Genomic DNA, 10,429 nt, shown 5'->3' on the forward strand with positions numbered 1-10,429 from the left:
CCTTACTTACGGAACGGGAAGTCAAAGGCAGCCAGCAGAGCACGGCCTTCATCGTCAGATTTCGCAGTAGTGGTAATGGTAATATCCAAACCACGAACGCGATCGACTTTGTCATAGTCGATTTCTGGGAAGATGATCTGCTCACGAACGCCCATGCTGTAGTTACCACGACCATCGAAAGACTTAGTGGACAAACCACGGAAGTCACGAATACGCGGTACAGCAATAGAAATCAGACGCTCAAAGAACTCCCACATGCGCTCGCCACGCAGAGTTACTTTACAGCCGATCGGATAGCCCTGACGGATTTTGAAGCCTGCAACTGATTTGCGTGCTTTGGTGATAAACGGTTTTTGACCGGAGATTGCTGCCAAGTCAGCTGCTGCATTATCCAGCAGTTTTTTGTCAGCGATCGCTTCACCAACACCCATGTTCAGGGTGATCTTCTCGACCCGAGGGACTTGCATGACAGAAGTGTAGTTAAACTCAGTCATGAGTTTTTTAACTACTTCGTCTTTGTAGTAATCATGCAGTTTCGCCATCGTACTACTCCAAATTACTTGATAGTTTCGCTGTTAGATTTGAAGAAACGGACTTTTTTGCCGTTCTCGAATCTAAAGCCTACACGGTCGGCCTTGCCAGTGGCTGAGTTGTAAAGCGCAACGTTAGAAACCTGAATAGCGGCTTCTTTTTCAACGATGCCACCCGGTTGGTTCAGGGCCGGAACCGGCTTCTGATGTTTCTTAACCAGGTTGATACCTTCAACAATAACCTTGCCAGAAGACAGAACATTTTTAACTTTACCGCGCTTACCTTTATCTTTACCGGTCAGCACGATAACTTCGTCATCGCGACGGATTTTAGCTGCCATTTTTCGCTCCTTAGAGTACTTCTGGTGCCAGAGAGATAATTTTCATGAACTTCTCATTACGAAGTTCACGAGTTACCGGCCCAAAAATACGCGTTCCGATAGGCTGCTCGCTGTTATTATTTAACACAACACATGCATTGCTATCGAAGCGAATGACAGAACCGTCCGGGCGACGAACACCCTTCTTGGTGCGCACCACTACCGCCTTCAGCACATCACCCTTCTTAACCTTACCGCGAGGAATTGCTTCCTTGATAGTAATTTTGATGATATCGCCTACGCCTGCGTAGCGACGGTGCGAGCCACCCAGAACCTTGATACACATTACGCGACGCGCGCCGGAGTTGTCGGCGACGTTCAGCATAGTCTGTTCTTGGATCATTTTAGTGCTCCGCTAATGTCAACTACTACTTCGGGACCTGATTCAGGTCGTATAGAAACCCCATTATTGAGGGCGCAGCATTGTAACACCGCATCTCACATATGGGTAGAAAAAATAAACGGCTCATATCGAGCCGATATTTGGACCTCTAAAATGAGGAACGCAACATTCTAAGGAATTGTTCCCTCTGTAGCAATCGTAATCTGCACACTTCTTCAGCTTATTGTGAGTCAACAGGCAAAGCGCCGCAAAAATCTCAAAATCACCTGGATCTATCTAACTATGATCGTCCTCGCAATTGCTCATTAACCATCGTGTTAGCGTCCACCGAAGGAAACGAAAGGATTATCCAACAAAAAAGGAAATTCATATGCGCAACATCCGCCATAACAGGCAGCGAAGGCTACCTCACTTTCTGCTCTCCTCTCTTCTCTGTTCCATCCTCTGTTCTTTGTCTGCCCATGCAAAGCCATCCGATAAAGTGATAGAAGCCAAAGTTAATGCCCTGTTGAACAAGATGACGCTGGCAGAGAAAATTGGTCAGATGAACCAGGTCAATTACGCTTTAACCGAGGATCAGGCCCTGGCTGCCATCAAGTCTGGACAGGCAGGAGCCATACTGAACCCAACAGGCGTTGGCGAGGATACCGATTTAAAAAAAATTAACGCGTTACAGCGGCTTGCACTTGAACACAGTCCGTCCAAAATCCCGCTCTTGTTCGCACGGGATGTTATCCATGGATTCAAGACCATATTTCCTATTCCGCTGGGGCTGGCGGCCACCTTTAATCCACTTCTGGTCGAGCAAGGAGCGCGTATTGCCGCTCAGGAAGCTCGAGCCGCCGGGGTTCACATCACTTTTGCTCCAATGCTGGATATTGCCAGAGACGCACGCTGGGGCAGGATAGCTGAGAGTTTTGGTGAAGACCCCTATCTGGTCTCCCAAATGGGCATTGCCATGATTCATGGTTTTCAAACCAACGATCTCAGCGCAGTGGATTCATTAGGTGCCACCGCCAAACATTTCTTCGGCTATGGCGCGACTGAAGGAGGACGAGATTATAACTCAACCAATATTCCTCCAGGTCAATTGCGAAATGTCTACCTTCCCCCTTTTAAAGCCGCGGTAGAAAATGGGGTGGTTTCTGTTATGACGTCTTTCAATGAGAATGACGGCATACCCGCAACAGCCAATCGATACGCTTTACAGGAAATTCTGCGCAAGCAGTGGGGATTTCGGGGATTTGTCGTCAGTGACTGGAACGCCACCGGCGAACTCATTGTGCATGGTTATGTACAGAACAGGAAACAGGCGGCAGAACGGGCGATTAATGCCGGTATCGATATGGAGATGTTTACCGGTTCCTTCCTCGAAAATCTGCCAACACTGATCAGCGAAGGGAAGGTTTCGCTGCAGACTGTTAATGATCGGGTCCGAAATATTTTGCGCATTAAATACAAAATGGGTCTTTTCGACCATCCCTTTTTTGATGAGCAAACTGCCAGAGAGGCTTTTCTCAAACCCGACTCACTGACCAGCGCCAGACAAACAGCCGAACAGTCGGTGGTGATGTTGAAGAATGATCGCCAAACCCTGCCGTTGAAGTCAATAAATACCCTGGCCATCATCGGCCCTCTGGCTGATAAGCCCCACGAACAGATCGGGACCTGGTCATGGGATGGCGATGAAACTGCCGTCATCACTCCTCTGGCCGCTTTCCGGCAAGAAAAAACATTGACCGTACTCTATCAACCCGGACTGGAGTACTCACGGGACAAATCGACCGACGCTTTCGCTAAAACCATCGAGGCAGTAAAGCAGGCTGACGCCGCCGTGGTCTTTCTTGGCGAAGAAGCGATTTTATCCGGGGAAGCGCATTCACTGGCCAACCTGAATTTAGTGGGTGCGCAAAGCGAGCTACTGGCCGCCGTGAAAAAAACGGGTAAACCAGTCGTTCTGGTGGTGATGGCCGGTCGTCCACTAACGATTGAAAGAGATTTACCCAATGCTGACGCCGTGCTTTACAGCTTTCACCCGGGAACGATGGGGGGGCCGGCTCTGCGTGATTTGATTCTGGGTAAAGCCAACCCCAGTGGAAAACTGCCGGTGACGTTTGTCCGCCAGGTTGGACAGATCCCTCTTTATTATAATCACAACAATACTGGCCGACCGGCGCCCGCTGAAGAGCAGTTGGATACACTGGACACGATCCCCGTAGGCGCTACGCAAACATCACTGGGCAATACCTCCTATTATCTGGATGCTGGCAGAGACCCATTGTTCCCGTTTGGCTATGGCCTGTCATACAGCAATTTTGCTTATGGCGAGCTGCAACTCTCCAGTAATCAGATCCATTTACAAGATACATTGACTGCGAAGGTAAAAGTGACCAACAGTAGTAATATCGATGGTACTGAAGTCGTGCAGCTTTATCTGCGTGACCCGGTCAGCTCCAGAGTCCGTCCGGTTAAAGAGTTAAAAGCGTTCAAGCGAGTCCCCCTGAAAGCAGGCGAAACACAGACCGTCAGCTTTACACTGACCAGTAAAGATTTAGCCTTTTATAATGGTGATGATCACTTCACCGCGGAACCTGGAGAATTTCAGATCTGGGTGGGAGGGGACAGTCAACACGGTCCACAGGCCAACTTCAGGCTCGTTCCCTGAATCAGCAGGCCGGTGACTTTTTCCTGGAAGAATTGAAAGCAAAAAAAAACCTCTGCCAAAACAGAGGTTTTTTTACAGAGAAACGTTCTTATTACAGAACAGCTTTCTCGACAACGCGAACCAGAGTCCAGGACTTAGTCTTGGACAGCGGACGGCATTCGCGGATTTCTACCACGTCGCCAATTCCACATTCATTGTTCTCGTCATGTACGTGCAATTTAGTCGTACGCTTAATGAATTTACCGTAGATTGGGTGCTTCACGAAACGCTCGATAGCAACAACGATGGATTTCTCCATTTTGTCACTCGTCACACGACCTTGCAGAGTACGGATTTTATCGGTCATTATTACACACCCGCCTTCTCAGTCAGTAAAGTCTTAACGCGTGCAACATCACGGCGCACTTGCTTCAACAGATGAGTCTGTTGCAATTGGCCGGATGCTGCCTGCATGCGCAGGTTAAACTGCTCACGCAGCAGGTTAAGCAGCTCAGTGTTCAGCTCTTCAACGCTTTTTTCACGCAGCTCAGTTGCTTTCATTACATCACCGTCTTAGTTACAAAGGTGGTTTTGATAGGCAGTTTTGCTGCTGCCAGCTTGAATGCTTCACGGGCCAGCTCTTCCGGAACACCGTCCATTTCATACAGGACTTTACCAGGCTGGATCAAGGCAACCCAATACTCAACGTTACCTTTACCTTTACCCATACGCACTTCCAGCGGCTTCTCGGTAATTGGTTTGTCCGGGAATACACGGATCCAAATTTTACCTTGACGCTTAACTGCACGGGTCATAGCACGACGTGCTGCTTCGATCTGACGAGCGGTCAGACGACCACGGCCAACAGCTTTCAGACCGAAAGTACCGAAGCTAACATCCGTACCATGCGCCAAACCACGATTGCGGCCTTTGTGCATTTTACGGAATTTTGTACGCTTTGGTTGTAACATCAGCGACTCTCCTTACTTACGGCCTTTACGCTGCTGCTTCTTAGGTTGAGCAGCCGGTTCCGGTTGTTCAACAGCAGCCATACCACCCAGGATCTCACCTTTGAAGATCCATACCTTAACGCCGATGACACCATAAGTGGTGTGCGCTTCAGAGGTGTTGTAGTCAATGTCTGCACGCAGGGTGTGCAACGGCACGCGGCCTTCACGGTACCATTCAGTACGCGCGATTTCAGCACCGCCCAGACGGCCACTAACTTCAACTTTGATCCCTTTAGCACCCAGACGCATTGCGTTCTGTACCGCACGCTTCATCGCACGACGGAACATCACACGACGCTCCAGCTGTGAAGTGATGCTGTCAGCAACTAATTTTGCGTCCAGTTCCGGCTTACGGACTTCGGCAATATTAATCTGTGCAGGAACGCCAGCGATATCCGCAACGACCTTGCGCAGTTTTTCTACGTCTTCGCCTTTCTTACCGATAACGATGCCAGGACGAGCAGTGTGAATAGTCACACGGATGCTTTTAGCCGGACGTTCGATAACGATGCGAGAAACGGACGCTTTAGCCAGTTCTTTTGTCAGGAACTGACGAACTTTAAAATCGCTGTCCAGGTTGTCAGCGAATTCTTTGGTATTGGCGAACCAGGTAGAGTTCCAGGGTTTAACAATACCCAGTCGAATACCATTAGGATGTACTTTCTGACCCATTGCTAGTCTCCAGAGTCTCAGCGATCGGACACAACCACAGTAATGTGGCTGGTGCGCTTCAGGATGCGATCTGCACGACCTTTCGCACGCGGCATAATGCGCTTCATGCTTGGGCCCTCGTCGACGAAGATTTTCGCGACTTTCAGATCATCAATGTCAGCGCCATCGTTGTGTTCGGCGTTAGCAATGGCTGACTCCAGAACTTTCTTGACCAGTACAGCCGCTTTCTTATTGGTGTAGGTCAAAATGTCCAGAGCCTGCGACACTTTCTTACCGCGTACAAGATCTGCTACCAGACGAACCTTCTGAGCAGAAGAACGAGCGTGGCGATGTTTAGCGATAGTTTCCATCTCTTCCTCCTGTTAGCGTTTCTTGGCTTTCTTATCAGCAGTATGGCCGCGATAAGTACGAGTCGGTGCAAATTCACCCAGTTTGTGACCGACCATCTCGTCGGAAACAAAGACAGGAACGTGCTGACGACCATTATGGACAGCGATGGTCAAACCGATCATGTTAGGGAAGATCGTTGAACGACGGGACCAGGTGCGCAAAGGCTTCTTGTCTCCGCTTTCCACCGCTTTCTCTACCTTCTTCAGCAAGTGCAGGTCAATAAAAGGACCTTTCTTGAGAGAACGTGGCATGGCTTATCCTCTAAAATTATTTGCTACGGCGACGTACGATAAATTTATCAGTACGCTTGTTGCTGCGGGTCTTCTTACCTTTGGTCTGAACGCCCCACGGAGTTACCGGGTGCTTACCAAAGTTACGACCTTCACCACCACCGTGTGGGTGATCGACTGGGTTCATCGCCGTACCACGTACGGTAGGACGAACACCACGCCAACGCGCTGCACCGGCTTTACCCAGAACGCGAAGCATATGCTCTGCGTTACCGACTTCGCCCAGGGTAGCGCGGCAGTCAGATTCGACTTTACGCATTTCACCAGAACGCAGACGCAGGGTAACGTAGGAACCTTCACGGGCAACAATCTGCACGTAAGCACCAGCAGAGCGAGCAATCTGACCGCCTTTGCCTGGTTTCATTTCTACGTTGTGTACGGTGGAACCCACTGGGATGTTACGCATCGGCAGGGTGTTTCCTGCTTTGATTGCAGCATCAACGCCAGACTGAATCTGATCGCCAGCTTTCAGGCCTTTAGGGGCCAGGATGTAACGGCGCTCGCCATCTTTGTACAGAACCAATGCAATATTTGCAGAACGGTTCGGATCGTACTCAAGACGTTCAACGGTTGCCGGGATACCATCTTTGTTGCGTTTGAAGTCAACAATACGGTAAGCCTGCTTGTGACCACCACCGATATGACGAGTAGTGATACGACCATTGTTGTTACGGCCACCGGATTTGCTGTTTTTCTCAACCAGCGGGGCAAAAGGTTTGCCCTTGTGCAGCTCTGGGTTCACCACTTTAACAACGTGACGACGACCCGGAGATGTCGGTTTACATTTAACAACTGCCATTGTTCTTCTCCTCCGACTTACTCAGCGCCGCCGACGAAGTCCAGATTCTGGCCTTCTTTCAGGGTGACGTAAGCTTTTTTCCAGTCGTTGCGACGACCAATACGCTGTCCGTGACGTTTCACTTTCCCTTTAACAATCAGGGTGTTCACATCTTCTACTTCCACTTCGAAAAGCTTCTGTACAGCGGCTTTGATTTCTACTTTGGTCGCGTCTTTAGCAACTTTGAGAACGATGGTGTTAGTTTTTTCCATCGCAGCAGACGCTTTTTCAGATACGTGCGGCGCGCGCAGTACTTTCAGCAGACGTTCTTCACGGATCATGCCAGCATCTCCTCAACTTGCTTAACCGCATCAGCAGTCATAACGACTTTGTCGAAGGCGATCAGGCTAACTGGGTCGATACCCGCTGCATCACGTACATCAACCTTGTACAGGTTGCGCGCGGCCAGGAACAGATTCTCTTCCAGTTCGCCAGTGATGATCAGCACGTCTTCCAGCGCCATCTCTTTCAGTTTCTCTACCAGCAGCTTCGTTTTAGGCGCTTCCAGAGAGAACTGCTCGACAACGATCAGACGATCTTGACGTACCAGCTCGGACAGGATGCTTTTCAGCGCGCCGCGGTACATCTTTTTGTTTACTTTTTGACTGTGGTCCTGCGGTTTCGCAGCAAAGGTCACACCACCAGAACGCCAGATCGGGCTCTTGATAGAACCTGAACGCGCACGGCCAGTACCTTTCTGGCGCCACGGTTTTTTACCGGAACCAGTCACTTCAGCACGTGTCTTCTGAGCACGGGTACCTTGACGGGCACCTGCTGCATAAGCAACAACAACCTGATGTACCAGCGCTTCGTTGAAATCACGACCGAAGGTAGTTTCGGAAACAGTCAGCGCGCTTTGCGCGTCTTTCAATACTAATTCCATTGCTATCCCCTTACGCCTTCACAGCTGGTTTAACGATCAGGTCGCTACCGGTTGCACCGGGAACCGCACCTTTAACCAGCAGCAGGTTGCGCTCAGCGTCAACACGTACTACGTCCAGGCTCTGAACGGTTACGCGCTCATTACCCAGTTGACCTGCCATTTTCTTGCCTTTGAATACTTTGCCCGGAGTCTGGTTCTGACCGATAGAACCCGGAACGCGGTGAGACAAGGAGTTACCGTGAGTAGCATCCTGAGTACGGAAATTCCAGCGTTTAACCGTACCGGCAAAACCTTTACCTTTAGATGTACCCGTCACGTCAACTTTTTTCACGTCAGCGAAAATAGCAACGTTAATGCTCTGACCTACAGTGAATTCGTCGCCTTCAGCGGTACGAAACTCCCACAGACCACGGCCAGCTTCAACGCCAGCTTTAGCAAAATGACCTGCTTCAGGTTTGATTACACGGTTTGCTTTTTTAACACCGGTAGTTACCTGAACAGCGGTATAGCCGTCGTTCTCCAGGCCTTTCACCTGGGTTACGCGGTTTTCTTCAATTTCGATCACGGTTACTGGGATAGAAACGCCATCTTCAGTAAAGATACGCGTCATGCCCACTTTTTTACCGACTAAACCAATCATTGTTTCAACCTCTCAATCGCTCAATGACCTGATTAACCCAGGCTGATCTGCACGTCTACACCGGCAGCCAGATCCAGACGCATCAGAGCATCAACCGTTTTTTCAGTTGGCTCAACGATGTCAACCAGACGCTTGTGAGTACGAATCTCATACTGATCGCGCGCGTCCTTGTTAACGTGCGGAGAGATCAGAACGGTAAAGCGCTCTTTGCGGGTCGGCAGCGGGATAGGACCACGTACCTGCGCACCAGTGCGCTTGGCAGTCTCTACGATTTCCGCAGTTGATTGATCGATCAGACGATGATCAAACGCTTTAAGACGGATACGGATTCTTTGGTTCTGCATGAGACCAGAGCTCCAATTATTTATAAACGAAAAAAATTACTACCCGCACCCATTACGATTGATGGGAGGGTGTAATCGTCTGCACATAACTCCCCGATTGGGAGTATTGTCAGGAGAGCTAATCGCTCACCTGCGGTTCAGATTGAACCGGGCCGCCATTTCTGACAAGCCCGCGCATTATACGTACATATGTAGGTAATGCAACCTGTTTATCAAAAGGCGAAGGCGATGTCCAGACGGGGAAAAGGGTTAACGGGAAGACATGGACTTGAGAACGCCGCCGAAACATTTGTTTCCGCGGCGTAAATTGCGCCTGAACACCCACATGGCTACAACGTTATACTTCTACTTTTATTTGTGACTGTAAGTAATTCTGGTTCCCCACTTTGCTAATCAGGTCAAGTTCAGTTTCCAGGAAGTCAATGTGATGCTCTTCATCCTCCAGGATAACAATCATCATATCGCGACTAACATAGTCATGGACCTTATCCGCATAAGCGATAGCTTCACGTAAATCCTTCGCCCCTTCCAGTTCCAGGGTTAAATCCGACTTCAATATCTCTTCCACATCTTCACCAATCCGCAGACGTCCCAGATCCTGAAGATTCGGCACACCTTCGAGAAACAGAATACGTTCAATGTACTTGTCCGCATGCTTCATCTCATCGATGGACTCGTGGTACTCAATATCATTAAGGCGCATCAGTCCCCAATTTTTGAACATCCGCGCATGCAGAAAATACTGGTTAATAGCAACCAGCTCATTTCCAAGCAGTTTATTTAAATAATTTATAATTCTTGCATCACCTTTCATTTTGCTTCCTCCGCGTCCAGTTAATTAGAGCGTAGATGCAGAATGCCGGATGTCAAAAAACCATCATGAACGACAGGGAAATATCAGGCGATTTCCCGGTACTGCGGGGTATGTTGCAATTCTTCATCCATAATTTCACGCGTTGCGCGGATGCATTTACCACATTGCTTGCCGACGGGAACCAGTTGGCGCAAATGCTGGAGCGATTTGGGTTGATAACGCCGGACCACTTCGCGGATTGTTTTATCACTGACTGCATTACACAAACAAACGTACATTTCACCACTCCAGTACCCTATCTGACGCCTATTGTAAATGCGAATCGTTTTTATTTCAATCATGACCCAGGCTATCACTGACACAAAAAAAAGAGCACCTAAGTGCTCTTTTTTATTTGCATGGCAGAGCAAAATCCCCACCATTAAATTATCAACAATTAAGAGATAACTTTAGCAACAACGCCCGCACCAACAGTACGACCGCCTTCACGGATAGCAAAACGCAGACCGTCATCCATCGCGATTGGGTGGATCAAAGTCACCACCATTTTGATGTTGTCGCCTGGCATCACCATCTCTACGCCTTCTGGCAGTTCGATGGTACCGGTCACGTCAGTGGTACGGAAGTAGAACTGCGGACGGTAACCTTTGA

18 protein-coding genes are annotated in these 10,429 nt (G+C 49.2%); 1 reads left to right on the forward strand and 17 read right to left on the reverse strand.

Annotation, left to right across the window (positions count from 1 at the left end):
- Nucleotides 1-2: 2 nt before the first annotated feature.
- From rplE to rplN, 3 genes are read right to left on the reverse strand one after another with little or no spacing between them, the layout of a single operon-like run.
- Nucleotides 3-542, reverse strand: coding sequence for a 50S ribosomal protein L5 (gene rplE / locus EH228_RS06510; protein ID WP_152320859.1), 540 nt, complete (start codon nt 540-542; stop codon nt 3-5).
- A gap of 14 nt (nt 543-556) precedes the next feature.
- Nucleotides 557-871 carry a 50S ribosomal protein L24 gene (gene rplX / locus EH228_RS06515; protein WP_152320860.1) on the reverse strand — a complete coding sequence of 105 codons (315 nt, stop codon included), beginning with the start codon at nt 869-871 and terminating at the stop codon, nt 557-559.
- A 10-nt stretch (nt 872-881) separates the two neighbouring features.
- On the reverse strand, nt 882-1,253 hold the full coding sequence (gene rplN, locus EH228_RS06520; RefSeq protein ID WP_152320861.1) for a 50S ribosomal protein L14: 372 nt from the start codon (nt 1,251-1,253) through the stop codon (nt 882-884).
- A 370-nt stretch (nt 1,254-1,623) separates the two neighbouring features.
- Here rplN and bglX point away from each other — a divergent pair, with 370 nt between their 5' ends.
- Nucleotides 1,624-3,918 (forward strand): beta-glucosidase BglX, encoded by a 2,295-nt coding sequence (gene bglX, locus EH228_RS06525; protein WP_152320862.1) that lies wholly within the window; start codon nt 1,624-1,626, stop codon nt 3,916-3,918.
- 91 nt (nt 3,919-4,009) lie between these two features.
- Here bglX and rpsQ read toward each other — a convergent pair whose 3' ends face one another.
- The 14 genes from rpsQ to EH228_RS06595 form a co-directional block, all read right to left on the reverse strand.
- Nucleotides 4,010-4,264 (reverse strand): 30S ribosomal protein S17, encoded by a 255-nt coding sequence (gene rpsQ / locus EH228_RS06530; RefSeq protein ID WP_152320863.1) that lies wholly within the window; start codon nt 4,262-4,264, stop codon nt 4,010-4,012.
- Nucleotides 4,265-4,266: 2 nt separating this feature from the next.
- Nucleotides 4,267-4,458 (reverse strand): 50S ribosomal protein L29, encoded by a 192-nt coding sequence (gene rpmC, locus EH228_RS06535; RefSeq protein ID WP_152320864.1) that lies wholly within the window; start codon nt 4,456-4,458, stop codon nt 4,267-4,269.
- Nucleotides 4,458-4,868, reverse strand: coding sequence for a 50S ribosomal protein L16 (gene rplP / locus EH228_RS06540; protein WP_152320865.1), 411 nt, complete (start codon nt 4,866-4,868; stop codon nt 4,458-4,460). Before rplP ends, rpmC begins: the two co-directional genes overlap by 1 nt.
- 12 nt (nt 4,869-4,880) lie before the next feature.
- Nucleotides 4,881-5,579, reverse strand: coding sequence for a 30S ribosomal protein S3 (rpsC, locus tag EH228_RS06545; protein WP_002919766.1), 699 nt, complete (start codon nt 5,577-5,579; stop codon nt 4,881-4,883).
- Between the two features lie 17 nt (nt 5,580-5,596).
- Entirely contained in the window at nt 5,597-5,929 is a 333-nt protein-coding gene (gene rplV, locus EH228_RS06550; protein WP_020322777.1) for a 50S ribosomal protein L22, read from the reverse strand.
- A 12-nt stretch (nt 5,930-5,941) separates the two neighbouring features.
- The gene (gene rpsS, locus EH228_RS06555) at nt 5,942-6,220 is read right to left on the reverse strand and encodes a 30S ribosomal protein S19 (RefSeq protein WP_013204132.1); all 279 of its coding nucleotides are present in this window, start codon (nt 6,218-6,220) and stop codon (nt 5,942-5,944) included.
- Nucleotides 6,221-6,236: 16 nt separating this feature from the next.
- Nucleotides 6,237-7,058, reverse strand: a complete 822-nt coding sequence (gene rplB, locus EH228_RS06560) for a 50S ribosomal protein L2 (protein WP_034940867.1) — start codon at nt 7,056-7,058, stop codon at nt 6,237-6,239.
- A gap of 17 nt (nt 7,059-7,075) precedes the next feature.
- On the reverse strand, nt 7,076-7,378 hold the full coding sequence (gene rplW / locus EH228_RS06565) for a 50S ribosomal protein L23 (RefSeq protein WP_152320866.1): 303 nt from the start codon (nt 7,376-7,378) through the stop codon (nt 7,076-7,078).
- A complete protein-coding gene (rplD, locus tag EH228_RS06570) occupies nt 7,375-7,980 on the reverse strand; it encodes a 50S ribosomal protein L4 (RefSeq protein ID WP_152320867.1) in 606 nt (201 codons plus the stop codon). Before rplD ends, rplW begins: the two co-directional genes overlap by 4 nt.
- Nucleotides 7,981-7,990: 10 nt before the next feature.
- The gene (rplC, locus tag EH228_RS06575) at nt 7,991-8,620 is read right to left on the reverse strand and encodes a 50S ribosomal protein L3 (RefSeq protein WP_152320868.1); all 630 of its coding nucleotides are present in this window, start codon (nt 8,618-8,620) and stop codon (nt 7,991-7,993) included.
- 32 nt (nt 8,621-8,652) lie between these two features.
- Entirely contained in the window at nt 8,653-8,964 is a 312-nt protein-coding gene (gene rpsJ / locus EH228_RS06580; RefSeq protein WP_001181005.1) for a 30S ribosomal protein S10, read from the reverse strand.
- 337 nt (nt 8,965-9,301) lie between these two features.
- The gene (bfr, locus tag EH228_RS06585) at nt 9,302-9,778 is read right to left on the reverse strand and encodes a bacterioferritin (protein ID WP_152320869.1); all 477 of its coding nucleotides are present in this window, start codon (nt 9,776-9,778) and stop codon (nt 9,302-9,304) included.
- Nucleotides 9,779-9,861: 83 nt separating this feature from the next.
- The gene (gene bfd, locus EH228_RS06590) at nt 9,862-10,056 is read right to left on the reverse strand and encodes a bacterioferritin-associated ferredoxin (RefSeq protein WP_152320870.1); all 195 of its coding nucleotides are present in this window, start codon (nt 10,054-10,056) and stop codon (nt 9,862-9,864) included.
- A gap of 158 nt (nt 10,057-10,214) precedes the next feature.
- Nucleotides 10,215-10,429 (reverse strand): EF-Tu C-terminal domain-related protein (locus EH228_RS06595; RefSeq protein ID WP_152320871.1); only part of this gene is annotated, 215 nt, incomplete at its 5' end.

Source organism: Erwinia endophytica, from assembly GCF_009295515.1.
Taxonomy (GTDB): Bacteria; Pseudomonadota; Gammaproteobacteria; order Enterobacterales; family Enterobacteriaceae; genus Erwinia; species Erwinia endophytica.